This window comes from Candidatus Borrelia undatumii, assembly GCF_020882015.2.
In the GTDB taxonomy this organism is placed as follows: domain Bacteria; phylum Spirochaetota; class Spirochaetia; order Borreliales; family Borreliaceae; genus Borrelia.
Genome location: NZ_CP086555.2, coordinates 193,023 through 218,262, shown reverse-complemented (window position 1 = coordinate 218,262; position 25,240 = coordinate 193,023). Strand labels below are relative to the sequence as shown.

The following is a 25,240-nucleotide window of genomic DNA, read 5'->3' as shown; positions in this document are numbered from 1 at the left end:
TTTAGGAGGATACTTTATGTTTGAGAGTTTTGGGGAATATCTGTTGACTTTGCATCCTGTTTTCTTGGGATTTTTAGGATCTACTTTTACTTGGTTTACTACGGCTTTTGGATCGGCGGCTGTCTTTTTTTTCAGGAGGGTAAATAATAAAATAATGGATGCTATGCTTGGATTTTCAGCAGGCATTATGATTGCTGCTAGTTTTTTCTCGCTTATTCAGCCCGCAATAGAGAGAGCGGAGGAACTTGGTTATGTTACATGGATGCCGGCAGTTTTTGGGTTTCTTTTAGGAGCTTTTTTTATATATACTGTGGATGTGTTTGTTCCAGATCTTGATAAACTTACATTTATTGATGAAGACTTAACAAGACACGGGAAAAAGGATTTTTTGCTTTTTACGGCGGTTACTTTACACAATTTTCCTGAAGGACTTGCTGTTGGTGTTGCTTTTGGAGCTTTAGTTGCTACCCCTGATATACATACTTTGGTTGGGGCTATGATACTTACATTAGGAATTGGTATTCAAAACATGCCAGAAGGTGCAGCAATTTCTTTACCTTTAAGGCGAGGTAATGTTCCCTTGTGGAAATGTTTTAATTATGGACAAATGTCGGGGTTGGTAGAAATTTTTGGAGGTATTCTAGGCGCTTATGCAGTTTATACTTTTACCAGAATTTTGCCCTTCGCTTTGTCCTTTTCTGCAGGAGCAATGATTTATGTTTCAATTGAACAGTTAATACCTGAATCTAAAAGAAAAGATATTGACAGTAAGGTTCCAACTATATTTGGAATTATTGGATTTACTTTAATGATGTTCCTTGATGTTTCTTTGGGTTAATTAGCCAAATTTACCAGTGATATATTCTTCGGTCTTAATATTTTTAGGATTGAAGAATAGTTCATCTGTCGGACTTTCTTCTTCGATGTATCCATTGAGGAAGAAAGCAGTTCGATCAGATATCCTTCCGGCCTGCTGCATATTATGGGTGACTATTATAATGGTGTAACTTTCTTTTAAATTGATTATTAATTCCTCAATTTTTCCTGTTGATATTGGGTCGAGGGCAGAAGTAGGCTCATCCATTAATATTACGTTTGGCTCAATGGCAAGAGTCCTTGCAATGCAAAGTCTTTGTTGTTGCCCCCCTGAAAGACTCAGCGCATTTCTGTTAAGCTTGTCTTTTACTTCATTCCAAAGTGCAGATTTTATTAAAGATTTCTCAACAACTTCATCGAGTTTTTTTCTGTCTTTGATTCCGTGAATTTTAGGCCCATAACTTATGTTATCGTAGACAGACATTAAAAATGGATTGGGAGTTTGGAATACCATTCCAATTTTTCTTCTGAGCTCAAGAATATCAAAATTATTTGAGTAAATGCTTTTACCCTCATATAGTACTTTCCCTTCTATTTTGACGCCTTCCACAAGATCATTCATTCTGTTAAGTGTTCTGAGAAATGTTGACTTCCCACAGCCCGATGGTCCTATTAAAGCTGTAATGCTATTTCTTAATATAGATATATTAATGTTGTTTAACGCTTTAAAGTCTGTGTAATATAGGGTTAAGTTTTCTGTTTGAATGATTGCTTTGTCTTTGTTCATTTATTTGATCCTGTATAATTTATTGATTAGAAATTTTGATATTAGGTTTATTAAAAGCACCATTATAATAAGTATTGCTGCTGTTCCAAAGCCTTTATCTAGGTGTCCCTCTTGAAATAGTAACAGCAAGTGTACAGTTAAACTCCTTGCGGGTTCGTTTAGCGCACTTGCTAGGCCTAAATTTGTTCCCATTGTAAACAAAAGTACTGCCGTTTCACCAAGTGCGCGCCCTATTGCAAGGACTATTCCTGTTAAGATACCTGGACTAGAAGCTGGTAGTAGGATTTTAACTATAGTTTCTGTTTTGTTTGCGCCTAGGGCAAATGAAGCGTATTTATATGATTTAGGTATTGACTTAAAAGCCTCTTCAGTTGTTTTAATAATCATTGGTAGTATCATCAAAGAGCTTGTTATGGCGCCAGAAAGGATGCCCATACCAAAAATTGGGACAAAAAACATGAGACCAAAGAGCCCAAAAATGATTGCAGGAATTGATGATAGTATGTCAACACTCATAGATATTGTTTTGTAGAATACTTTATTTGAAGTGTATTCTGCAAGCATTATTCCTGTACCAATTCCTATAGAGATTGAAATTATGGCCGTTAGTAATATTACATAAAAGGTATTAAGGATTAAATAAGAAATACCTCCATACGCGCCAGAATTTCTTGGTGTGGATAGTATGAAATTTAGGTTCAAGGGCATACTATTTTTTATGTAGTATAGTTTAAGAAAGGGTGCATCTTTTTTATAGAAAGAGTGCCATGGTACAACAGCAACTGTGCCTTCTTTTTCTTCTATTTCCTTTATTGCGTTCTGGTTATAGGTTGAATATTTGATAATGTTTGATTTGATATTTTTAAAGATTAAATCATTCCAGTTCTTTTTTCCTATGATTAATTTTTCAGCCATCTCTAGACTCAGTGTATTTATAATTTCATTTTCGCTTCTTTGTAGTGTTTTTCTTCCTACTAGGATAGACAAAGATTTAATTTTTATGGATTTAATTTCTGGATATTTTTTAAAATTTAATTTTTCAAGTTCTTCTTTTGTCAGAAAACCAATAGCCCCCGAGGTTTTATTGACGGTTTGTATTATCTCTTCACTCGACTCTTCCACTTTTACATATCTGTTATTAAATTCGTTGTTCTTAATAAAAGTTGTTAGTATAACTTTGCTGGACGGATTTGATTTTGAACTTGCAATTGGTGTTATATCTATCACCTGATCAGATATACTTCCCCAATGTGATATTTTGTTATTGTATATGTTATAAATGTCTTTAGTAGTAAGTTCATCTATTTTAATGCTTTTATTTATAATAAAGGCAATTTTGATTGTTTTTTTCTTAAAATTTAATGGTAGGAAGTGATTCGATTCATTTAAAAATAATGTTTGTTTTTTAACGGAAAAAAATAGTGAGTTGTACAATATGTAAGATATTAAAAAAAACAACAGCGCTATTAGAGAGTAGGAAATTAATTTTATTATGGAAAATGAGATGTTATTTAACAGTTTGTTTATCCGAGCAGTATTCACCTGATTTTTGGCCTTTTAGATGAGGAAAAAATAAAGTACTTAATTGAATTTATGATCACTACTGATAATAATAAAACCAAAGCCGTTGAAAATAAAGCCTCTCTGTGGGTACCAGAAGCATATCCCATGTCTATTGCAATATTTATTGTAAGAGTTCTAATAGGCGAGAATATATTCCTTATAAATAGAGATGACCCTCCTCCAACCATTAAAACTGCAATAGTTTCTCCAATAGCTCTCCCAATGGCTAATATTATTCCTGCTAGTATTCCTCTTCCAGCGGAAGGAATCATTATTTTATATGTTGTTTGCCAGTCTGTTGCAGCTAGCGCAAGAGATGCTAGTTTATATGATTTTGGAACGGCTTTAAGCGCTGTGTATGAGACACTAATTATTGTTGGAAGTATCATTATGCTTAACACTATGGCTGAGCTCACCAGATTGTATCCTAAGTTGTCTTCTCTTTTGAATGTGTTTTTTACTAGCGTTGCTATAAACGTACTTCCAAAAAAGCCATATACTACACTTGGAATTCCTGCCAATAGTTCTATCATAGTTTGTAATATTTTTTGATAAATCCCCTTAGCTTTTTCAAAAAGATAAATTGCAAATCCAAGTCCAATCGGTAACGCAATTAAGACAGAAAAAAACGTTGTTAAGGCAGAATTTATAATAAACGATAAGATTCCATAAGACTTGTTTATACTGCTAGTGGGATCCCAGTTTGTACTAAATAGAAAGTTTAAAACTTTAATCCTGTTGTGCAGAAAAGGTGCCATTCCGTTTTTAACGATAAACAGAATCAATAACAACACCGACAAGGCGCTAATTGCAGCAGATACAAAAACAAAGCATTTAAACCCCAAGCTAACAATATTTCTTTTGGTTTTTAAATTGAGCGCCATTTACTAAAAGAATTCCTATATAGAACATTGATAAAATCCTTCTCTACCTAAGTTTTTATGAAGCGTAGGATTTAACTATTATCAGTCGAGTCTGCAACACCAATGAAGCCTTGTTCTTCAATAATATCCTGCCCATCTGGACCTAGGATAAATTCGATAAAGTTGATCGTATTCTTATTTCCAGAAATGCTAGTTGTGACTGCAATCAAGCTTCTTTTTATATTATACTTGTTTTGTACTATTGTTTCTTTTGTAGGGTATGTGGTGTTTATTGAAAGCGTATTTAAACCCTTCTCCATAGAGTTTCTCGCATACCCAAAGCTAATATAGCCAATTGAGTGTGGAGTAAGACTTGCCTTTTCAATCACCTCGCCGTTGGATTTTACCACAATACCATCCTGTCTAAATTGAGCCTCTTCGGGATCTTTCAATACTTTCTCAAGGACTAGTTTTCTAACAGACGAATATGACCCAGATGATGAATCCCGATTTATGAAGTTGATCCTAGCATCAGGCCCCCCGACTTGTTTCCAGTTTTCAATATTTCCATTTAGTATTCTTGCCAAGTCAGATTCCGCAATATTTGTGATCTTAACATCGGGGCTTGTGATAAATATCAAAGCATCATGAGCAATAACAGTAACTTTCGCACCCCCAGCCACTTCCTCCTCAGTAGCATCTCTTGATGAGATTGCAATCTTGTAAATACCATCAAACAATCCTTTAATTCCAACACCACTTCCCTGAGCATCATAAGTCACCTTAAGTTGATCGTTTATTTTTTTGTAGCCCAATATTATCTCGTCCATTACAGAAGTTGCGGTAGTAGATCCACCAATAGGAATAATATTCTCATCACCCCTAGTCGCACAGCTGGTAAACAGAAAAAACAACGAAACAACAAAGAATACCTTGACATTTCTCATTAAACTAACTCCTTTTACGACTATATATAATATCATTAATTTTAGATAAGTCAATTAAATAGTAAATATTTTGATTATTTGATATAACTTACTATGCTAGGTTAGAAATTGATGAGGTATTAGATGGGTGCAGTTAAGTCTGGAAAGATTGAAAAGGGGAGTTTTTTGCTTTTAAAAGGCGTACCACACGTTGTGCTTGAGCGGGAATTTTCAAAAATAGGCAGGGGAGGGTCTATTATAAGATTGAAACTTAAAAACTTAAAAAACAAATCTGTTATTAGGGAAGCTTTAAAGGGGACAGATACAGTAGAAGAAATTGAGGTTTTAGAAGTAAAATCTCAGTATCTTTACAAAGAAGGTGGGGATTTGATTTTTATGGATTTGGAAACTTATGAGCAATTTAGTGTTAATTTAGGAGAAGTTTCAAATCTTGAGGATAAGATTGTGTTTTTAAAAGAAGCAGAAGTTTATTCTCTTGTTAAATGGGAAGATGAGGTTATCGACATTAAGCTGCCTCCTAAAATTGCGTTTGAAGTGGTTGAGGCTGAGGTTGCCGCTAGGAGTGATACTGTAACTAATGCGATGAAGAATGTTACTCTTAACGCAGGTTTTGTAGTAAAGGCACCTATTTTTATTAATGTTGGAGACAAGATCTTGGTTAATTCTGAAACAAGGGAATATGCTGAAAGGGTTAAGGACTAAAGTATTTCTTTCATTTTTTATTATTCTCTGCTCTTGCGAGATAAGCTACCCTGAGATAAGAGAACTTGATTACATAATTAATTATTATTTCACTAAGGATACTCTTGATTATTCTATGTCTTTTGATTTTGCCATTAGAGTTTTAAATTCTAAAGATATAAATAGGTTTGTTGTTGAAAACGTAGATAGTAAAGAGTTTATTGAGGTTGCCAAGGATAAATATTCTTCTTTCTTTATTGAATCTGTTCTAGGTAAGGATATTCTTTACTGTAAAGATTTGGTGTTTAATATTGCTGATAAGACTTTTGAGAGTTTTGTGGCTCAAGTACATCTATTTGATACTGGTATGAGAGTGTACGGTAAGGACATCGTAATAAATTTAAGTTTATCAGGGGAAGAGTTAGCCTCAGTGCACGATTATGTATATAAATTTAAAAACATGGCCAAATTGAACGAAATCAGCGGAAATAGGGTCTATTTGATCAAAACTCCCAAGGACGACAGATCCTCAGATTCAGTTATCAAAATTGAGGACATAACCAACATTCAAACAGAAGACAACCTAGACAACTACATAGGGCTCTACTACGTAGGAAAAAATTCAAACCTGTTCTTTAAACTGAATTGATGGGCCCACCAGGACTTGAACCTGGGACCTACCGATTATGAGTCGGGTGCTCTAACCAACTGAGCTATGGGCCCCAAAGGAATTAAATACAGCCTTCCCTGTGCCTCTCCACACGCTAAGCCATTATATTGATTTTTTATTTATTGTCAAGTTCATCAATTTCATTTTGTATGGTTTCTACTTTTGAATTCAATTTATTTAGTTTGTTTTCAATTGATTTTTTGTCTTCTACGAGCTGTTGCATTTTTGCCTTTATTGTTGCTATTTCGTCTATTTTAATTGTTTTTTCCAATTCTTTATTCAGCTCCAGTATTTGTTGATCTAGGCTTTCTATTTGTTTCAACAATGGACCAGTCGCACCGGCTTTACTTAAGCCCTTTTCTACCTTCGCCATCTTAATAAATTCTTCCGCTATTTTCTTTAAAATATTCTCTTTGTTGGTTTCAGCAACATTAATCCTGCTTTCTATTTTATTTTTGTTATTAATGTTACATTTTATGCTTTTATTTTTTGTTTTCCTTATTGTATCGTTTATTGTCGCCGCATTTGTCCTAGCCTCATTCATTAATTTAATTTCTTCGATTAGTTCTCTGCTTAACTCCTCATTCTCTATAAATTCATTAACCAAATTTTCTAAGTTCTCTGAAGATAAATGTTCTCTTAATATTTTTTTCTCAAATTCCTTTGCTATTTTCCTCACATGTATTCTACCTAGGATATTTTTCGCCACCAGTGCGATGTTTTCAATAATTTTTTTAAAGAAATTTGGTTTTTCGTTGGGGCTTGCTATTTCTGTCATTTTATACTCATCCTTTTCAAGGATTGATTTAGTATAGTTCATCTTGTATTCTAGAATCGGTTCTAAATTTTTTGGATAATTATTTATTAATGCTTCTACAGTCCTCTTAAGCTTAATTTTGTAAGCCTTAAGAGTATTTTTTTGAGTTTCTTTACAGTTTGTAAGATTTTTATATAATTCCCTTAATCTATTTTCATTTTCCTCTGCCTTGTCTAAATTCGCTTTAAGTTGAGTTAATTCCTTCTCAATTAACTTTAAAGAGGTATAAGAGGCTAATTGCTTAATCTCTATTGTATTACTGTTCTTAAGAGTTTTACCAAGCTCAGCCAATTTCTTGTCTCTTTCTAGGTTCCTCTTTTGGATTTGCGATTTAAGATTCTTTAGCATAAACAACGTCTGTGTTCATTTTATTTTCTGTCGACATTTTTTTCAAGTTCAAATTTAGAAATTTTATAGTAAATTTTTCTTCCGTGCGGACAATGTGTTAGTTTTAAATTGAAAAATTCATTTACTAAAAAATTGCTAAAATCGGAACTTATTGTGTCATTTTTTTTAATGGCCTGCCTACAGGCAATAGCAGCATATAATTCAGCCTCCAGAGAGTTAATAGTTTTACTTTTTCTTGTCTTTAAGAATTGAATAATAACATTTTCATGCTTGTTACAAATATTGGGTATGGAGCTGAGTTGATAAGTTTGTTTCTTTGTTTTAATAATGATAATATCTATTCGCCTGTATTCTTCTATCTCGCTTTCAAGTATTTTGTCTACATCTTCACAATCTACTTGAAATTCAATTGGTACCAGAAGGTTTTGTATAGTTTTTTTTGAGTTTTTTAAATTATTGTATATGATCGTTTCATGAAGTGCATGTTGGTCTAAAAAATAGACTTCATTATGTTTTTCTACCGTTAGAAATTCGGAAAATATCTGTCCTACATACCTGTAATTGCATTTTTTATCTGCCGGTTTATTGATCGAATTCAGCATTGTAGAGGTTTTTAAGAAAATATTTTGGATGTGGGTTTTAAAGGAAGGCTTATTGTTTTGAGTTGGTTTGTGGCTTTCAAATTTGGCCTTGTCCTCTATTATATTTGTTATTTTGTTCCTCTGAGGCTTTTCTAAAATTAATTCTTCATTTTTCGTAATTTCGTAGTTTTGGAAGTCTGAACTTTCTGATTCATCGTCCTCATTTTCTAACAGATGAGCATCGCTTGTCAATTGTCTTTTAATGATTATATTGTGATAATCTTGTAAGATTTCCTTTTGTTCTCTGTCAAAGAACTCATTGATATTATTTGAAATTTGTTTAGGAAGGAAGGGTAAATTAAAAAATCTTACTTCTTTCTTTTGAGGATGTATATTAAAATCGACGTATTTGGGGTCTATTATTAAAAATAGGTAGCATATTGGAAAATTTCTGTATGTTAGTACTCTGCTGTGCCCATCAATTATTGCCTCAGATAATTTTTTTTCTTCAACGGGTCTTCTGTTGACGAATATTTTTATATTTCTTCTATCTTTCCTTGAAAAATTAGGAGGAGCAAAAAAAATTTTCATTTTGACATTTTCGTATTCTGCCTCTATTTTTCCAAATTTATTGTGCTCTATCATTTCTCCATATACGCTTTGGACTCTGTCTATTAATTTTTCTTTAAAATAAACTTTTTTAAGTTCATTATTTATACTTAGTCTAAAGTCAATTTCAGGATGAGCAACGGCTTTTTCTTCAAAAACTTTCAAACACATTTTTGTCTCAACTGAATCTTTTTTTAAAAATCTTTTCCTTGCTGGAAAGTTGTGAAATAAATTTGTGACATCTACTATGGTTCCGTTTATTGGAGATTGTTTTTTAAAATATTTTTCAATCCCATTTTCAACTTCAATTTGATAACTTTCTTCTCCCGTTGTTGAACTCGTTATTACGAGATTAGAACAAATTGCAATACTAGAGAGAGCTTCTCCTCTAAATCCTAGTGTTTTTATTTTTTCAAGATCCTGTTCTTCATTAATTTTTGAAGTGGTGTGGGGCAGGTAACATATCTTTAAGTCCTCTGGGCTTATTCCGCTACCATCATCTACTATTAATATTCTTCTAATGCCGCCCTCTTCAAGAAAGACTTCGATTTTATTTGCTCCAGAATCTATTGAGTTGTCAAGCAGTTCTTTTAAAATAGAAGAAGGCCTATCTATAGCTTCCCCTGCTGCTATTTTTTGTACTAGGTTTTTATCCAAAAATCTTATTCTATTCATTGCCCTATGATCTTTATTATCGTTTTGTTTTCTGGATAATTAGGAAATTTTGTAACGACTTCTTTAAGCCTTTTGTCATTTCCATTTTCATTATATTCTATTATTCCTAATGCATGGAGAGCTTTTGGGTTATTTGAATCTAGTTTGATATATTCTTTTAATTTTTCCATTGCTTTTTTGTTTTCCTTGGTCGCCAAAAATGTAACGGCTAGGTTATATTTTGCTTCAAGATTTAAACTAGCCTCTGATTTTTGAAAAATATCTATTGCTCTTTTGTAGTTTCTTTGTTTTTTATAAAGTTTCCCAAGATTATTTAACGCTACTGAATGATTTTTGTTACTAATTTTTTCAAGTATGTCAATTGCTTTGTTTTCATTTCCTAACTTTTCATATGCTTTTGCTAAATTTATGTGGGCCGTAATATTTTCGGGGTTTTTTGAAATGACAGTGTTGTAGAGTGCTATTGCCTTATTGTAATCTCCCTTGGTTAGAAAAATCGACGCTTTCAAATATAGATACTCGGATTTTTCTGGAGCTACAGTAAGAGCTTGATTTATGACAGCTAGCGATTCAGTAAGACTGTCATTTTCAAATTTTGCCATTGCCAGGTTATAAAGTACGATATCATTTTTTTCTTTCATTAAAGAACTTGCTATGTTTAGGTATTTTTCACCGTTTTGAAAGTCTCCAATATGATTTGCAGTAATACCTGCTTTTATGGCGTAATTAGGATTTTTAGTAATATCATGAGCCTTTTTAAAACTTAAGAAGGCGTGTGTTTTATCGTTATTTTTTTCTTCTGCTATTCCTTTTTTGTAGAAAGCAGTGTCATAATTTTGGTCTATTGCAATTGCCTTCTTAAAAGCTTTAATTGCGTCTTTATTTTTATTTAGCATGACCAGAATTGTTCCTATATTTGTGTATGCTTTTTTGTGTTTTGGTTCAATTAGTGTTGTATCAGTAAAAGCTTTAATTGCTTCTTTGTGTTTTTTTAGTTTAAATTTGATTATTCCAACCTTGTAATAATCTTCAGCTTTTTTTGTAATACTTGCAATCTTTTCATAAATTTCTTCGGCTTCCTTTAAATTACCCTTATTTTGGTTTGCTAATGCTAGTGCTTTAAGGGAGTCTAAATCTGTTGAATTGGCTTTATCAGGACGCCCCGCATAGGTTATAGGTGTTTCTTCTTTTTTGATTTTTTCGTTTAATGAAATATCTTTCGTATTAAAAATTTCTTGCTCAGGTCCATCTTTTATAAAAAGCTCCTTATTTAAAGGAGCTTTTTGTAGGCTAACTGATTTAAACTCAATATATTGCTTTATTAATTTAAGCAATACCTGGGCGGCTTCCTGATACTTTGATTTGTCAATTAAGGCATTTACCCTACCAAAAGTATCACTTAATCCTCTTTTAATTAGTTCATCAAGCCTTTTTTTGCCCACAGAAGGATTTCCAGTATTAATATTATCCAATATTTCATATAGTTCTTTTTTTATAAAGTAGCCATAGGGTCTCTCTATTTTTCCAACAGTTTGATTTTGTGGTCCAGATAGAATTTCTGAGGTGGGTTGTTCTATTTTTATTGGGGGCTCTGGCTTTAAAGAATTAAGATCTTCTTTATGGTTTTCAACTTGGTTTGTTCTCTCTATTTCAGGATTATTTATAGTTTTCTCTTTAGGTGGTGTATCCTTGTGTTGTTTTATTATTGCTTCTTCTTGATTATCCAATTGATTATCTTTATTGTCATTTAGCACCTTACTTAAGTTATCTTTTAACTTTCTTAAGTTAAATAAATTTTTTTGTTTTTCATTAGATTCTTTGTTGTCTATGGTTACTGTCTGATTGTTTTCAATTTTACCTTTATTGTTGCCTAAATTTTTAGGTACTTTACTTTGCCTGAACTTTAAAATATCTTCGTCTTCAATACCAGTATCCTCTTTCCTATCGGCATAGTTTTCCACCCTTGTGTTATCTTTAATGTATCTGTTGTTAAAAGCAATATCAGCGTTTTCATTGTTAATAGGTGTTAATGTTTCCCTTCCCTGTATTTTGTCTAGTATCTGATTGGCAGTGTCTCTTTGTAAATTTTTTGATTCAAAAGGACTGTTATTGGCAAGCTCTGCCAGAGTATTCTCAAGCATTGCTATATCCGAGTTTTTTGGATATTTGTCTTTTAATATTTTTGTTATTGAATAAGCTTTTTTGTAGTTTCTCTCCATGACACTGTTTTTTACTTCATTTAGCATTATTTCTTGGTTTCGTTTGTTTAGTCGGTCTTTATACACATAATAACCAAGTGAGGCAAATGAAGAAATAAGTAGAAATATTAAAATCAATAGTATAGGTAAGCTTTTTCTATTATTCATCTATGTTTAACTCCTCCTGCAAACTAATTTTTTCCAGCTCAATTAAAGAATCCGTTTCTAAATCACTCTCAAATTCTTCTTTAAACATTGCTTTGCTATCTTTGCTATCTTTGCTATCTTTGCTATCTTTGCTATCTTTGCTATCTTTGCTATCTTTGCTATCTTTGCTATCTTTGCTATCTTTGCTATCTTTGCTATCTTTGCTATCTTTGCTATCTTTGCTATTATGATCCCCTCTGCTTTTTAGACTTTTGTCAAGTTCTTCCAAAACTGCCTTTTTATCTCTTAAAAGACCAATCATGTGGAGAATGTCATCTTTCTTTTCAGTTTCGTATCTCAGGGTAATAAATTGCGAATAATCGTGAATCGCCATAGTGTAGGAATTCCATGCATTTTTGTAATCTTTTTCCTTAAAATTTATTTTTCCTTGTTCAACATAAGAGTTCGCCCTGTTAAGCAGTGCTCTGTCGTAATTGGGCATGTTTTTGACGGAGTTGGAGTAGTATTTGATTGCTAAATCATAGTACCCCTCACCCCTTTTAAACATTATGTTCCCAAGTTCAAAATATAGCTTATAGTCAATACTCCCTCCAACTGCAATTCCATCAAGTAAGGCGCCTTCTGATTCTGTTAATTGGTTATTCTCTCTGTAGGCTATTGCTAGAAAATAATATCCGTTTTGCGCATTCGGATATTTCTGAATAGCATCACTGAGAATTTCTATCGCTTTTGGGTAGTTTTTATTTTTTATCTCCTCTTGTCCAATTCTAATTAACCTTTGGGCGTATACGAAATTTGAATTTAACAATGAAACTAAAAACAAAGCAAAGAATATCGAATTCCTGAACGGTAAAAAATGAGTCTTCATATCTTTTGTTATTAACATTGTATTATGCTAGGGTAAATATTACCATATTTCATCTTGTACCGGAGGTAGATTTGGACTGATCTTTAGCCAAAAACGAAATGAATTTCATTATCTCTTCTCTTTGCACGGAATAAGGCGCTACCTCTTCTCTTAAAGCGTTCGGATTGGAGTAGTGGGCAATATAGCAGATTGCAGGCAGTAGTTTTTCACTTCTAAATCCTTCCGATTTTAACATTGTTTCTGGTTGAATATTCCTATGCAAGATGTTAAATACTCTTGTTCTTAAAATCAATGATTTAATTAAAATGTATGAATTATAATAATCTAATTCCTGAGTATTGGTTCTCTGCATTCTTATTATTTCTTTAGGTATGGTGATTTTATTCTCATCTAGGTGGAGTACCATTTCTAATATGAATTCAAGATGTTTTTTATCGAAATTCGGATAAAAGGACAGAAAGTATACGAGTATTTGATTCTGAATTTCAAATTCTTTATTTTTAAAAAACGTTTTTATATCTTCTGAGAAAATGTTTTTGTCGTCTTTATCTGCATAGATATAAAAGGATATCCATCCATAGGTGTCTATTTTCTTTATGTTGTTCTTTATATAGTTAATCACATTTTGCAAAAATGCTCTTCTTATATTTTTGTTTTCAAATATGCTTGAGCTTTTATATGGATTGAAGTTCGTCTTTTCGAAAGATACAAAAAAGCCCTCTGCCTTAAACTTAGCTGTAATGATATATTCTATTTTTTCATCTAAATTTAGCAATCTGTGTTTTGCAATATATTCAATTGCGAAAATGAAGTCTTCCCATTCATTTGGTACTTTATCTTTAAAGAACCACTGTAAGTATCTTCTCGTTGCAACCTTTTCAAATGAAGATAAATAAGCTTTTAGCGTATTTTGAAAATCTTTGGGAGTGTATTTTGCAAAATCACTGAAAAAATAATTGAAATTAGTATTTTTTCTTGATCCCTTATAAAAGATTTCATTAAGGCTTAAATTTTTCATCGCGCGTAAATATTTAAGAATTTCATCGTACTTTAAGGTCAAAATCTCATCTACCGTGTATCGGTAGCTTTTTGTTAGAATTTTATTAAAAAGCGTTCTAGATAAGCATCCCACAGGCCAGTATGTTAAGATAAGCAATTTTTGTAGTTTTATTACCCTGCCTTCCTTTTTTGTTAAGCTAGATTTAAAGATTCTTTGCAATGTTTGAGCTTGCTTTAAGATATATTTGATTTTTTCCTTGTCTCTATTTTTTACAGCTACTAGTATATCTACTGTTGGTTCTAAATTTTCTGTTTTTATGTTGCTGGAGAAGTTTAATACTAGTTGTTTGTATAATTCTTTTTTGCAAGCAGCGTACCCTGGATTATTCTGTATCTCAGTTAACTTCAAGAAGTGGGTTGATTTTATTTTATATGTTATTCCAAGTCTTTTGCTGATAAGATTTGTTTCTCTTTGTACTTGTAATGAATTTTTTTCCTTAATGATTTCTAGTAGCCAATCCTTAACTTTTATATCCTTGCTTTCCTCGTAATAGTATTCCTCAAGAGTACGGTTTATTTTATCTTTTTTAAGTTCATACTCTTTGCTTACCCTTATAAGGTTTTTAACCTCCTCTTCATTTAGCATATAAAGCTTTGAAAAAATACTATATTTTAAAATTTTTTCTTCTATATTCTCATCTACATATTTTTTTAATATGCTCAGAGATTCATAAAATCCCCGGCGTTTTTTTATCGTACTCATTTAACCTCTATTAAATCTTTAATTATTTGTAGCAGCTTATTATCTCTTTTAGTAATTTTGATTATCGCCTCTAAATAGCCTTCAACATCACCCGTATCAAGTCGCTCGCCTTCCATTTCCTTCCATAATACTTTGCCCTCGCACATCAGTTTCCTTAAAGCATAAATGTGGTGATATTCTCCCTTTTGATGAATTTTAAACCCCTCCTCCAAGTATTTAAAAAACTCATAAGTGTATAAGAACCTTCCAATAGAAGCTTTCCTGCTGGGTTCTTTCCCGATTTCTGGTTTTTCTACGATGTCTTTAGCGTGAATTTTGTCTTTATCCAATTCTATTACCCCATATCTGTTGATGTTTCTGGGATTTTCGATAATAGATAATATATTTTTTCCAGTTTTTTTATGTAGTTCGATAAGTTGTGCCGCTAGGGGAGGATTTCCAATATGCAGATCATCAGGATATGCAACTACTGTGGTTTCAACTCCAATCCAGGGTTTTGCGAGCAGTAAAGCATGTCCTGTCCCCATCATTTCATTTTGCCTTATGAAGCTAATTTTAATGTCCTTAGGTTTAATGACTTCTAGCAAGTCTTGTCTATGTTCCTTCGTAAATACATGTTCAAGTTCAATTTCTCTATCGAGGTAACTATCTAAAACCCCCTTTCTCCTTGAGGTTATTATCAGCACCTCTTTTATCCCAGAATTAATAAATTCCTCAATGATGTAATCAATAGCTGGTCTGTTTAAAATCGGTAACATTTCCTTAGGAACAGTCTTTGTTATGGGTAAGAATCTCGTTCCGTATCCGGCGGCTAGGATTATACCTTTCATATCTTATCCCTCTTAAGGGAAAATTATATCAAAATTTAATTTTTAAATATTTAATATTTTTCTAAAATAATTTAGAATTACTGCTCGTGCGTGTAAGTGCGGGTAAGTATAAGGGGCAAAGGGTTGCTTTTCCTAGGACGGGTGGGGTGCGTCCTGTTATGGCTGTTGTTAGGGAGGCGCTTTTTTCTGTTATTTTTAATCAGATTTCAGGTTCAAGTTTTCTTGATGTATTTGCTGGTACTGGAATAATGTCTCTTGAAGCTCTGAGTAGGGGAGCTCGTCTTGCGCATCTTGTTGATCGCAATAAGGCCTCTAAAAATGTTTTGGTTAAGAATTTTGGCTTTATAGGGGAGCCTTACAAGTTTTTTTTCAACGAGGCCGAATTTTTCGTTAAAAGGAGAAATCTTTTCTATGATTTTATTTATCTTGATCCACCCTTCGATTATCCTCTTAAGGAAGATTTGCTTGAGATAATTTCAAAAAATGAGAGTTTAAATAAAAATGCGAAAATTATTATTCATTATTCCTCCAGGGAATGCTTAAGCAACAGTATCTTAAGTCTCTTTAAACACGACTCTAGGAAATATGGTGATTCAAGGCTTGATTTTTTTAAGGTTGATTCTCACTAAAATTTCAATGTTAATCTCTAATGATACAAAAGGCTAACCTCACTACTTTTAAGTTCTTCTATATTGCGCTTTAATTCGAATTTACTAATATTTTTTAATGAACTTTTCTTTACTTCTCCTTTTTCACTCCTTATGATTATCTCTTTGGATTCAAGGTCAAGCATCACATCTCCAACGTTGTAAAATTTATCCTTTTTCTCTATGACAGACAATATGGGCAATAAGCCCATATTGTAATCAAAAACAACCACTTTGAATAAGGCTTCATTGCAGTCTTTTGTCCATACGTTCAGAATTTCTCCATAGTCGAAGGGTGCAAGTATCTTTAAAAAAATTCTCAGCATCTCCAGGTCAAATTTTTTATTTTTTAAGTGCCCATCCGATTCACCTGCGTCCCAATGGTATTTTGCGCTATTCTGAAATAAAAACTCAACGGCTTCCAAGGGGTTGACAGGTTCTCTTACCGCAATAGGGTTAACCATTTCGTCGTAGGTGTCTATTATACAAAAAATTCTAATAAGTTCATGAGTAAATTTTTTAATTTTCATATCCACATGATTTTTACTGTTAAGATAATTTTTTTGTCCATTTATTATCATCTTTGTAATTGGAGAGATATCTTCTCTCATTCTAAATAGATTTTTAGAGACATTAATGCTTTTTGCTAAATTCTCTACCTTAAGCTTGTACTTTTCCTCCGTTTCTTTGTTCTTAAGGCTAATTTTGTCTTTCAGTTCTTGTAGTATGGTAGCATGCATGAGGCCAATCGGGTGTAAAAGTACGCCAAGTGCAGCCTGTATTATTATGCTGTTGTCATAGAAAAATTCCGTAAACTGTGTGTAGTACCCTTTTTCGATAAAAAACTTTGCTGATGAACGTGGGGCGTCTTTTGCCGCCCTCTCTTTATTTAGGCGTGCAATTGTTATTAAAAAATAAATTGTAGTGTCAATTGCATGTAGTAAGACAGAATCGCCCGATATTCTGACCTTTTCATTGAAAAAATTCCAATCTCTTCTAATTGAGTGCAGGTATAGTTTTTTTGTTGTTTTTGCATCAGAAAGGCTATCTTTACTCCTAATCTTTTGAAGATCAAAGTAGTTATATATTTCCAGCAGTAGTTTTTGAATAGACATTACTTTATGCGTTGGCAAGATCTTAAAGCTACCTTCAACAATTTCCTTAAAGTAAATGGAATCAGGGTCTTCTTCCATGAGAATGTTGAGATTGATCAGCCTTTTTTTGCCCGCAAGTATAAACATTTTATCTTTCTCTGAAAACGGTTTGTATATGTCTTTTAAAGCCTGTATCAAATCTTCTCTTAAAAAGTTTACCTCGTTACTTAAAAGCTCTTCGTTGACCATATCTACTAATTTTTCATGTGGAATGTTGGTATAGTTATTAATTACGGGTATATGTGAAACATTTCCCTCTCTTAAAGCTTTAATGATCCTATCGTTCACCCGTGCGCTTAGTTTAGACAAATTCCCGATATTTGAGAAAATAATATCGTCTTCCGTTAAATCTTCTATTCTTTTTACTTCTTTGAGAATCATCACCAGCCCTCTTAAGTTCAACAACTCCGACAGAAACAAACCCCTGAGAAGTGATTCCAAGCTCTACCGCCACAAAACAGACGACCTTACGATAGGGCAGAAGCCAAAACTCCAAGTACAATCACCCCTAACGACAATGCAATCAACAAGACATTGCCGCCGAGGAGAATCGAACTCCTGACACAAGGATTTTCAGTCCTATGCTCTACCAACTGAGCTACAGCGGCCATTCTTTCTACAAGCACTATAATTTTTTCACAAACATTTTTTTTTGTCAATGATCACTAGTAAAGCGGGTTAATTGTTATTTTTTGTACTTAAAGTTGTATAATTATTTTCGTGTGCTTTGCTTAAGGGTATTTGTTTGAGTAAGATTTTTATTACAGATTTAGATGGGACGTTGCTTGATAGAAGGGGTGCTTTGTCGGATTTTTCTAGAAATAGTTTAAGGGAGCTTCTAAAAAGGGATGACTTTAACTTTACGGTTGCAACGGGTAGGGATTTTTATCTTATGAGGTCTCCTCTGAGGGGATTTGATTTTAAGATTCCTCTGATTAGCCATGACGGTGCTTATGTTGCATCTATGGATCAGGATGAACCCCTTTATGTAGAAAATATAGGTTGGGATTGTGTTAATGATGTTTATTCTTACTTTAAGAGTAATGGGTTTTCTGTGTTTTTTAAAGTAATACACAAAGGAGAAGTGTTTAATGTTTATGATGGAATTGGTAATTTTTTAGAGTATTGGTATCTTACTTTTAAGCAAACTTTTTGTTGTTCGAATATTATCAAAATAGATAAACTGAGTGATATTTCTCTTTATGATATTCTGTCTGTTACTATCATCGATACTCAGGAAAAAATTAAAAATGTTTTTTTGAATATGAGAGATTATTCTGAACTTAAGGTTTCGAGATACGGAAGAATAGAATTTAACGACAAAATTGGTGTTATTGAAATACAAAGCATTCGTGCTGAGAAAATAAATGGTATTAAGTTTTTAGCTGATTATTTATCTATTTCTTACAAGGATATTGTTTATTTTGGAGACTCTGATAATGATATATCTGTCTTTAACGAAAACGAAATTCATAAGGTCACTCCCCAGAATGGTATTGATGCACTCAAAGATAAAGCTTGTGAGGTAATAGATTATCATTATAATGACTCTGTAGTAAAATACATATTGAGCAATTTTAGATAATTTAGGCTCTGAATCATTATTCAGAGTAGATGGGTTTTGTTTGGTTTTGTGTGTTGTGGCTTACGGAGTTTAGGTGTGTTGCGGTGTTTGTTTTGTTCTTCCCATAGTGGCGCGGTGTTGGCATCGACCTTATCGGCTCTTTTGCTAAATTAGATTCTTACTGTTTTTTTAATTTCATTGCCTTGTAGGTAGAGGTCTTTAACTTTAGTTCGGCATTGTGTTCGGAATAACTGCTTGATTCTTAATTTATGCTTTTTGAGTTGCTTTTTTACGAAACCAATTACCACCTCCTCTTAATATTTTAATAACAATATTTAAAAGGTGTTCTCGATTATACAAGACCTAAAGAGCTGTCAAAATCAATTCTCAGCATCATTTTTAAATAAAACTTTTTAAATTCATACTTTATTTTTTGTTATGTAAATACCGGAAGAAATCCATATCCGTTGAGAATATTTTCCGTTTATCTTTAAGCACCGTCTTATAGCTTTCTAGTGCTTGCCAAAATCTATAAAATTCAACACTCTTCCCGTATGCGCTTGCATAGATACGTGCAGCTTCACTATCTCCCTCAGCTTTAATTTTAGCTGCCGAGGCTTTTGCTTCACTTAATAATTTTAGTTTTTCTTTTTCAATACTACCAAGAATTTCCGTTTTCTCAGCCATTCCTGTGCTTCTTTGTTCCTCTGCAATTTGTTGTCTTTCTGAGATCATTCTATTATGAACTGAATCAATCAGGCTCGGGTCATAGCTGATTTTTCTAATAAGAACATCAACAATTTCAATTCCAATATCTTGTGTATTTTTATTTGCAACGTTAATTATTTCATCTTCGATAGATTTTCGACCCTTTGTTATTTGATAAGTTGTGTCGTTTTTGCCCTCTTGAGCTGTTAAAATTCCGTGAGACAATCTTTGAATTGGGTCGTTTGAACTTCTAATCATTTCAAGTAAAGGATATTTAGCAATAACCCCTCTAACAGCGGGTTCAATAGCAGCATCTATTCTTATGTAAGCCCTATCCATTGTTTTAATTGATGTGTAGAATTTATTAATGTCTGCAATTTTCCATCTAGCAGTTGTATCTATCCATATTAGTTGCTTTTCTTCTCCACCCGTTGGGATTCTTTGGGGCTCTCCATCCCATCTGAGTATGATTTTGGGAAATATTTGCACATGTTCAATAAATGGAATTTTATATTTAAGCCCCGCTGTGTTCTCGGTTCTCTCAATTTTTCCAAGCCTTGTAGTGATCGAAATCTCGTTTTCTTTTAAAATATAAATCGGCTGCATTATGGAGATTGAGATTAAGCTGAATAGCAGTGCAAAGACAGCAGTTTTGGTAATAGAAAATAAAAATCTTGCTACATACTTCATTTACTTTATCTCCTTGAGTGGAAGGAAGTTTTTTAAATTCTTGTCTATTATTTCAATGTTATCTTTATTTTCAAGTATCTCCTTCATTGTTTCATTGTATAGTCTCTCTCTTGTAATTTCTGGATCTTTAATGTACGCATCTAAAATTGCGTTAAAAATTTTAGTATCGGCTAGGGCATTATTTATTCTGCTTTCTTTGTATCCTTCAGCTTCTTCCAATATCTTGAGTGCTTCTCCTCTAATTTTGGGAACGATTTGATTAAATTCTTTCTTTCCCTCATTAATGAACTTGTTCTTATCCTGTATTGCGATGTTGACGTCTTCAAACGCCTCATAAACTTTGCCCCTTGGTGGCATAGCATTTCTGATTTGTACCTGTACAATGTCTATCCCTAAATTATATGTTTTAATGATTTCATTCATGGAAGATTTTACACCTTCTGTAACACCAACTCTATTGTCATTAATTATCTCAAAAATAGTGTTGTCTCCAATTAACCGGTTCATTGATGATTTTGCAATATCTTTGATGGTTTCTTCTGGATCCTGTACTTTAAACATGAAAGAATATGGGTCGCTTATTTTGTATTGTACTAGCCATTCGACATTTATTACGTTTAAATCTCCAGTAATAATTATTCCCTCATCTTCACCAACGTTAACCCCTCTGTTATTATCTGTATTAAACCCGAATTTAACCTCTTGTACTATCTTTACTGGTACAATGAATTTTTCTTCAATCAGTGGGATTTTTATATGTATCCCCGATTCCAATGTTCTATTTAGTCTACCAAGTCGAAGAACAATTGCTTCCTCTGATGGTCCAACTACGAAAACATTTGAGATGATTATTATTGCGATTATTGCTAGTATAATCAGCATTATCGTATATTCGTATGTTTTATTGAAAAATTTTGGAATGTTCAGCATTCTTACCCCCTTTATTTATCAAGAAAAATTCTGTATTTCTCTTCCTGATTTCTCGATGTTAAATTAAAAACGAACTTCAATAGTGAAAAGTTCATTATTTTTATTGAAACTTTGTTTTATTAGCAAATATGTGGGCGTTCCGATAAAACTATATTTTGTGTTTAATTCAAGCCTTGAAAAATTAAAAATCATCTTCCAAAGATTTTTGTACACCCTCACTCCTTTTCAAATTTTTTAAAGGTTATTTTTTTAATCTTATGACTCTGCACTTCCTCTATTAAGTATTCCCCATGTTCTGTATTAACCTGTTCTCCTTCTTTAGGGATTTTATCGAGTAAATCCATTATGTAACCACCAACTGTGTTTATGTAATCTTTGTGTTCAATCTTTATTCCAATAGTTTCCTCAATCTCATCAAAGGTGGTCTCACCAAGTATTAAATAAGTACTTTCATCTTTTTTAATGATAAACTGTTTTTCCTCTTCTAAATCATATTCATCAAATATTGCTCCAAATATTTTCTCCACTATATCCTCTATCGTAAGTATTCCCGAAAATCCCCCATACTCGTCAATAACAATTGCCATTATTTTTTGTTTTTGCCTCATAATAGCTAGCGTGTCCTTTATTCTTTTGTTTTGTTGTACAAAGACAGCAGGTTTTGCAAACTTTATGATGCTTTTCTCAAGTTCTTTTTTGCTTATTTCAATTAAGTCTTTAGTTATTAAAATTCCTATTATTTGTTCTCTATTTTGACCCCTATATATAGGGATTCTGGAGTATCCTTCTTTTTTAATCATTTTAATTTGGTCTTTTAATTTTGATGTGCTTGAAAGTGAGAATACTTCTGTGCGGTGGGTCATAACCTCAGATGTTCTAACCTCTCCTATATTCAACATCTTTTGCATGAAAATCCTTGCGTCATTTTCTAGGATCCCTAAATTTTCAGCCAAAGATAACATATTCCTTATACTGTCTTTATTCATTTTTTGACTTGTTTTTATTTTACATAAGATTAATAGAGCTTTGGTCATTCCGTTAATTACGTATATTATGGGTGTAAATACGAATGTTAATGTTTTAAGTAAGATCGAGGTTGACAAGGCGATGCCTTCATTATTCAATATTGCAATTTGTTTAGGAAATATTTCAGAGAATATAAGAACTATTATCGTTACAATCCCCGTTGAAAAAGCAAGAGCGCTGTTTCCATACTTATTAAGAACGAATTTTGTAGCAAGAACGCTAGTTGTTATATTGGAAATATTGTTTCCAATCAGAATCGTTGTGACAAGTTTTGATGGATTTTGAGCTAGTTGATACACAATTGTTCCTAATTTCCCTTGTTTCTTTATGTCCTGGAGTTGTATCAAGCTTAACGAAGTATATGCCGTCTCTGATGCTGAGAAAATTGCTGAGAGCATTATAAATACTATTATTAATGACAGCTCCAACATAGCTATTACTAGTTTACCCTCGTGAAACACTGTATTGGCTTGTATAGGCTCTTAAAAGGCGCTGACCGGAATCGAACCGGCGAATCAAAGTTTTGCAGACTTCTCCCTTAGCCACTTGGGTACAGCGCCGTTTAACATTAGTTAGTCTATTAAAAAACGGTTGAATTGTAAACAGCACTCTCAGCTTTTGATGCAACAACAGGCACATTGAACCCCAAATTTTCAAGGCTTCCTTTTTGGAAATTGTACCAAAATAATTTTTATTTTTGTACAATTCAGTAGTGTGAATAGAGAAAAAAGACTTAATGTTGTTTTATCTAGATTGGATGGAAATTTAATCAAAGAAATTAGAGGGCCTTGCGATGTGGAGATATTGGGTCTTTCGTATGATTCAAGATGTGTATTGCCCAAATTTGTATTTTTTGCTCTTCCGGGAGTTCATTTTGATGGTCAGAAATTTATTGAGGCAGCAATTCAAAGGGGTAGTAATGTTATTGTGCATGCTAGTAATGTTGACTTTTGTGCTTCAAATGTAACATATATCAAAGTTGATTCTTGTAACATAAAGAGATTTATGTCAAATTTTTCCAGTGTTTTTTATGATGAACCTTCAAAGAAGCTTAAGATTATTGGAGTGACAGGAACAGATGGCAAGAGTTCTGTTTGTTTTTATATATATACTCTTTTAAGGTCTATTGGGGCTAGGGTTGGATTTATTTCAACAGTATTTTTTGATGATGGAAGTGGAAGTTTGGTTAAAAATCCTTATAGGCAGTCGACTCCAGAATCAACAGAGATTCATTTTTTTCTTAGTAAGATGGTGGAGAATAATGTTCAGTATGCTATTATCGAATCAACATCGCATGGACTTGATATCAGAACGGCAAGGCTTATTGACGTTGAATATTCTGTTGCTGTTTTAACTAATGTTAGTCACGAGCATCTTGAATTTCATGGCACGATGGAGAATTATTTGAGTGCTAAACTTAATCTTTTTTCTTCTGTTGCTGTTAGTAATGGGTTTGGTGTTGTCAATATTGATGATAAGAATTCTTCTCTATTTTTAAATTCTATTAACAGATCTTATACATATAGTTTAGAGAATGAAAATGCTGATTTTTTTGTAAGTAAAATTATTGAGCAAATGGGTTTTACAGAGTTTGAATTTTTTAATAAAAATATTAAATATGATGCCAGGGTTGATTTGACGGGTAGTTTCAACGTTGAGAATGTTATTGCTGCTCTAATTGTTGTAAGTCAGGTTGCAAGTGTTAGTATATCAGAACTTATTGCTAGTCTTGTAAATATTAGGGGTCTTTGCGGTCGAATGGATAGTGTTGATTTTGGACAGAATTTTTCTTTAATTATTGATTATGCACATACTCCGGGTGCTTTTGCTAAACTTTTCCCTATATTTAAAAGACTTGCAAAAAATAGATTAATTGCTGTTTTTGGTTCTGCTGGAGAGAGAGATGTTTCAAAGAGAAAGTTGCAGGGAGAGATTGCAGATAGGCATGCGGATATAATAGTGCTTTGTGATGAAGATCCAAGAGGTGAAGACAGCATGCAGATCATTAAAGATATTTCAGAAGGAATTCTAAATAAGACACAGGGTGAAAATTTATTTTTCATTCCTAATAGGAGAGATGCACTTAAGAAGGCAATAAGCCTTGCGTGTGCTGATGATTTGGTTGTTACTCTTGGGAAGGGGCATGAAGATTCGATAATATATGAGGATAGAAGTATCTTTTGGGATGAAAAGGGAGTCATTAAAGATATTATTTTAGATTTAATAAATAGAGGTTAATTTTATGAGGAAAAATCTTATGTTAATATTTGGGGGGGTTTCTTTTGAACATGAAGTTTCTTGTAGATCTGCTTATGGGATTTATAATGCTCTTATGAAATCAGGTAAATACAATGTATCTTCGGTTTTTATTGACAAGAATACTGGAATTTGGTATCTATTGGATTCGGTTCCTGCTACTCCTGAATTAATTAAGAAGGATAGTTCTTCTGTTATTAGTCTAGTCCCTGGTAGTGGGGTATTTGTGGGGGGTAGTAACCTTGAAATTGATGTTGTATTTCCTGCTGTCCATGGGAGGACAGGTGAGGATGGCTCTATCCAGGGGCTTTTAAAAATAATGGATATTCCTTGTGTTGGGCCTGGTATTTTAGGAAGTGCTATTTCCAGTAATAAATATTTCTGTAAACTTTTTCTTAAAAGTTTTAATATTCCGCTAGTACCCTTTATTGGACTCAGAAAATATGATTATCTTCTAGATAAAGAAGAAGTTAAAAATAATATAAGGCAAAATTTGAAATATCCTGTGATCATTAAGCCAGCTATACTGGGTTCTTCAATTGGAATTAATGTTGCATATGAAGATGATCAGATTGAAAAGTGTATAGAGGGAGCTTTTAAATATGATTTAACCATTATCATAGAGAAGTTTATGAGAGTTAGGGAGATTGAATGTTCTGTTATCGGGAATGATCAAATTAAGATATTTACTCCTGGAGAGGTTGTTGTGCAGGATTTTGTATTTTATGACTATGATGCTAAGTATGCTACCATTCCTGGGAACTCTATTGTGTTTAATATCCCAGCGCATCTTGACACAAAGCATTTGCTAGACATTAAAGAGTATGCATTTTTGGTTTATAAATGTTTAGAACTCAGGGGGATGGCAAGGATTGATTTTTTTGTTGAAAAAGAGACTGGTTTGGTTTATGTCAATGAGGTAAATACAATACCAGGATTTACGGATATTTCTATGTTTTCTAAAATGTGCGAACATGATGGAGTGGGTTATGAATGTTTGGTCGATAAATTGGTGGACTTTGCTTTCAATAGTTATGAAAAGAAAAAGAAACGGATTGATTTTGAAAAGCTGGAGAATTAAT

General features: G+C 32.8%; 21 protein-coding genes and 3 tRNA genes. 7 read left to right on the top strand and 17 right to left on the bottom strand.

Annotation, left to right across the window (positions count from 1 at the left end):
* Positions 1-16: 16 nt before the first annotated feature.
* Positions 17-838 carry a ZIP family metal transporter gene (locus tag LKV13_RS01075; RefSeq protein ID WP_229088776.1) on the top strand — a complete coding sequence of 274 codons (822 nt, stop codon included), beginning with the start codon at positions 17-19 and terminating at the stop codon, positions 836-838.
* Here LKV13_RS01075 and pstB read toward each other — a convergent pair whose 3' ends face one another.
* The 4 genes from pstB to LKV13_RS01055 form a co-directional block, all read right to left on the bottom strand.
* Complete coding sequence (pstB, locus tag LKV13_RS01070; protein WP_229088775.1) at positions 839-1,603, bottom strand: phosphate ABC transporter ATP-binding protein PstB; 765 nt, start codon at positions 1,601-1,603, stop codon at positions 839-841.
* Positions 1,604-3,037 carry a phosphate ABC transporter permease PstA gene (pstA, locus tag LKV13_RS01065; RefSeq protein ID WP_229089664.1) on the bottom strand — a complete coding sequence of 478 codons (1,434 nt, stop codon included), beginning with the start codon at positions 3,035-3,037 and terminating at the stop codon, positions 1,604-1,606. It lies immediately after the preceding gene.
* 104 nt (positions 3,038-3,141) lie between these two features.
* On the bottom strand, positions 3,142-4,050 hold the full coding sequence (pstC, locus tag LKV13_RS01060; protein ID WP_229088774.1) for a phosphate ABC transporter permease subunit PstC: 909 nt from the start codon (positions 4,048-4,050) through the stop codon (positions 3,142-3,144).
* 71 nt (positions 4,051-4,121) lie between these two features.
* Positions 4,122-4,976, bottom strand: coding sequence for a substrate-binding domain-containing protein (locus LKV13_RS01055; protein ID WP_229088773.1), 855 nt, complete (start codon positions 4,974-4,976; stop codon positions 4,122-4,124).
* A gap of 123 nt (positions 4,977-5,099) precedes the next feature.
* Between LKV13_RS01055 and efp the strand changes: the two genes are divergently transcribed.
* Together efp and LKV13_RS01045 are read left to right on the top strand one after the other, a co-directional pair.
* On the top strand, positions 5,100-5,678 hold the full coding sequence (gene efp, locus LKV13_RS01050) for an elongation factor P (protein ID WP_229088772.1): 579 nt from the start codon (positions 5,100-5,102) through the stop codon (positions 5,676-5,678).
* The gene (locus LKV13_RS01045; RefSeq protein WP_229088770.1) at positions 5,656-6,306 is read left to right on the top strand and encodes a hypothetical protein; all 651 of its coding nucleotides are present in this window, start codon (positions 5,656-5,658) and stop codon (positions 6,304-6,306) included. Before efp ends, LKV13_RS01045 begins: the two co-directional genes overlap by 23 nt.
* Here the strand turns inward: LKV13_RS01045 and LKV13_RS01040 are convergent.
* The 7 genes from LKV13_RS01040 to LKV13_RS01010 form a co-directional block, all read right to left on the bottom strand.
* A tRNA-Ile gene (locus LKV13_RS01040) sits at positions 6,307-6,380 on the bottom strand.
* A gap of 62 nt (positions 6,381-6,442) precedes the next feature.
* On the bottom strand, positions 6,443-7,492 hold the full coding sequence (locus LKV13_RS01035) for a hypothetical protein (RefSeq protein ID WP_229088769.1): 1,050 nt from the start codon (positions 7,490-7,492) through the stop codon (positions 6,443-6,445).
* 20 nt (positions 7,493-7,512) lie between these two features.
* Positions 7,513-9,357 (bottom strand): DNA mismatch repair endonuclease MutL, encoded by a 1,845-nt coding sequence (gene mutL, locus LKV13_RS01030; protein WP_229088767.1) that lies wholly within the window; start codon positions 9,355-9,357, stop codon positions 7,513-7,515.
* The gene (locus LKV13_RS01025; RefSeq protein WP_229088766.1) at positions 9,354-11,723 is read right to left on the bottom strand and encodes a tetratricopeptide repeat protein; all 2,370 of its coding nucleotides are present in this window, start codon (positions 11,721-11,723) and stop codon (positions 9,354-9,356) included. Before LKV13_RS01025 ends, mutL begins: the two co-directional genes overlap by 4 nt.
* Positions 11,716-12,591, bottom strand: coding sequence for a tetratricopeptide repeat protein (locus tag LKV13_RS01020; RefSeq protein ID WP_229089663.1), 876 nt, complete (start codon positions 12,589-12,591; stop codon positions 11,716-11,718). The genes LKV13_RS01025 and LKV13_RS01020 overlap by 8 nt, the downstream gene beginning before the upstream one ends.
* Positions 12,592-12,640: 49 nt before the next feature.
* The gene (locus LKV13_RS01015; protein WP_229088764.1) at positions 12,641-14,353 is read right to left on the bottom strand and encodes a BB_0208 family protein; all 1,713 of its coding nucleotides are present in this window, start codon (positions 14,351-14,353) and stop codon (positions 12,641-12,643) included.
* The gene (locus LKV13_RS01010; protein ID WP_229088762.1) at positions 14,350-15,183 is read right to left on the bottom strand and encodes a sugar phosphate nucleotidyltransferase; all 834 of its coding nucleotides are present in this window, start codon (positions 15,181-15,183) and stop codon (positions 14,350-14,352) included. The genes LKV13_RS01015 and LKV13_RS01010 overlap by 4 nt, the downstream gene beginning before the upstream one ends.
* Positions 15,184-15,269: 86 nt before the next feature.
* On the opposite strand from LKV13_RS01010, the gene rsmD reads away from it, so the two are divergent.
* Complete coding sequence (gene rsmD, locus LKV13_RS01005) at positions 15,270-15,812, top strand: 16S rRNA (guanine(966)-N(2))-methyltransferase RsmD (RefSeq protein ID WP_229088761.1); 543 nt, start codon at positions 15,270-15,272, stop codon at positions 15,810-15,812.
* A gap of 17 nt (positions 15,813-15,829) precedes the next feature.
* Here rsmD and LKV13_RS01000 read toward each other — a convergent pair whose 3' ends face one another.
* Positions 15,830-17,365 (bottom strand): hypothetical protein, encoded by a 1,536-nt coding sequence (locus LKV13_RS01000; RefSeq protein ID WP_229089662.1) that lies wholly within the window; start codon positions 17,363-17,365, stop codon positions 15,830-15,832.
* A gap of 154 nt (positions 17,366-17,519) precedes the next feature.
* Positions 17,520-17,592 (bottom strand) — tRNA-Phe (locus tag LKV13_RS00995).
* A gap of 137 nt (positions 17,593-17,729) precedes the next feature.
* Here LKV13_RS00995 and LKV13_RS00990 point away from each other — a divergent pair.
* Entirely contained in the window at positions 17,730-18,569 is an 840-nt protein-coding gene (locus LKV13_RS00990; RefSeq protein ID WP_229088759.1) for an HAD family hydrolase, read from the top strand.
* A gap of 405 nt (positions 18,570-18,974) precedes the next feature.
* Here the strand turns inward: LKV13_RS00990 and hflC are convergent, their stop codons facing one another.
* From hflC to LKV13_RS00970, 4 genes are all read right to left on the bottom strand, one after another.
* Positions 18,975-19,946 carry a protease modulator HflC gene (gene hflC, locus LKV13_RS00985; protein WP_255643236.1) on the bottom strand — a complete coding sequence of 324 codons (972 nt, stop codon included), beginning with the start codon at positions 19,944-19,946 and terminating at the stop codon, positions 18,975-18,977.
* Complete coding sequence (hflK, locus tag LKV13_RS00980) at positions 19,947-20,876, bottom strand: FtsH protease activity modulator HflK (protein WP_229088757.1); 930 nt, start codon at positions 20,874-20,876, stop codon at positions 19,947-19,949.
* 215 nt (positions 20,877-21,091) lie between these two features.
* Positions 21,092-22,333 carry a hemolysin family protein gene (locus tag LKV13_RS00975; RefSeq protein ID WP_229088756.1) on the bottom strand — a complete coding sequence of 414 codons (1,242 nt, stop codon included), beginning with the start codon at positions 22,331-22,333 and terminating at the stop codon, positions 21,092-21,094.
* A 56-nt stretch (positions 22,334-22,389) separates the two neighbouring features.
* Positions 22,390-22,462: transfer RNA gene (locus LKV13_RS00970), tRNA-Cys, on the bottom strand.
* Positions 22,463-22,616: 154 nt separating this feature from the next.
* Between LKV13_RS00970 and LKV13_RS00965 the strand changes: the two genes are divergently transcribed.
* Together LKV13_RS00965 and LKV13_RS00960 are read left to right on the top strand one after the other, a co-directional pair.
* Complete coding sequence (locus tag LKV13_RS00965; protein ID WP_229088754.1) at positions 22,617-24,140, top strand: UDP-N-acetylmuramoyl-L-alanyl-D-glutamate--2,6-diaminopimelate ligase; 1,524 nt, start codon at positions 22,617-22,619, stop codon at positions 24,138-24,140.
* A gap of 4 nt (positions 24,141-24,144) precedes the next feature.
* Positions 24,145-25,239 carry a D-alanine--D-alanine ligase gene (locus tag LKV13_RS00960; RefSeq protein ID WP_229088753.1) on the top strand — a complete coding sequence of 365 codons (1,095 nt, stop codon included), beginning with the start codon at positions 24,145-24,147 and terminating at the stop codon, positions 25,237-25,239.
* Position 25,240: the final 1 nt, after the last annotated feature.

What these genes read in the sequence shown, in the direction of transcription:
- LKV13_RS01075 (WP_229088776.1), top strand. Translation starts at nt 17, where the DNA reads ATGTTTGAGAGTTTTGGGGAATATCTGTTGACTTTGCATCCTGTTTTC.
- pstB (WP_229088775.1), bottom strand. Translation starts at nt 1,603, where the DNA reads ATGAACAAAGACAAAGCAATCATTCAAACAGAAAACTTAACCCTATAT.
- pstC (WP_229088774.1), bottom strand. Translation starts at nt 4,050, where the DNA reads ATGGCGCTCAATTTAAAAACCAAAAGAAATATTGTTAGCTTGGGGTTT.
- LKV13_RS01055 (WP_229088773.1), bottom strand. Translation starts at nt 4,976, where the DNA reads ATGAGAAATGTCAAGGTATTCTTTGTTGTTTCGTTGTTTTTTCTGTTT.
- efp (WP_229088772.1), top strand. Translation starts at nt 5,100, where the DNA reads ATGGGTGCAGTTAAGTCTGGAAAGATTGAAAAGGGGAGTTTTTTGCTT.
- LKV13_RS01045 (WP_229088770.1), top strand. Translation starts at nt 5,656, where the DNA reads ATGCTGAAAGGGTTAAGGACTAAAGTATTTCTTTCATTTTTTATTATT.
- LKV13_RS01035 (WP_229088769.1), bottom strand. Translation starts at nt 7,492, where the DNA reads ATGCTAAAGAATCTTAAATCGCAAATCCAAAAGAGGAACCTAGAAAGA.
- mutL (WP_229088767.1), bottom strand. Translation starts at nt 9,357, where the DNA reads ATGAATAGAATAAGATTTTTGGATAAAAACCTAGTACAAAAAATAGCA.
- LKV13_RS01025 (WP_229088766.1), bottom strand. Translation starts at nt 11,723, where the DNA reads ATGAATAATAGAAAAAGCTTACCTATACTATTGATTTTAATATTTCTA.
- LKV13_RS01020 (WP_229089663.1), bottom strand. Translation starts at nt 12,591, where the DNA reads ATGAAGACTCATTTTTTACCGTTCAGGAATTCGATATTCTTTGCTTTG.
- LKV13_RS01015 (WP_229088764.1), bottom strand. Translation starts at nt 14,353, where the DNA reads ATGAGTACGATAAAAAAACGCCGGGGATTTTATGAATCTCTGAGCATA.
- LKV13_RS01010 (WP_229088762.1), bottom strand. Translation starts at nt 15,183, where the DNA reads ATGAAAGGTATAATCCTAGCCGCCGGATACGGAACGAGATTCTTACCC.
- LKV13_RS01000 (WP_229089662.1), bottom strand. Translation starts at nt 17,365, where the DNA reads ATGATTCTCAAAGAAGTAAAAAGAATAGAAGATTTAACGGAAGACGAT.
- hflC (WP_255643236.1), bottom strand. Translation starts at nt 19,946, where the DNA reads ATGAAGTATGTAGCAAGATTTTTATTTTCTATTACCAAAACTGCTGTC.
- hflK (WP_229088757.1), bottom strand. Translation starts at nt 20,876, where the DNA reads ATGCTGAACATTCCAAAATTTTTCAATAAAACATACGAATATACGATA.
- LKV13_RS00975 (WP_229088756.1), bottom strand. Translation starts at nt 22,333, where the DNA reads ATGTTGGAGCTGTCATTAATAATAGTATTTATAATGCTCTCAGCAATT.
- LKV13_RS00960 (WP_229088753.1), top strand. Translation starts at nt 24,145, where the DNA reads ATGAGGAAAAATCTTATGTTAATATTTGGGGGGGTTTCTTTTGAACAT.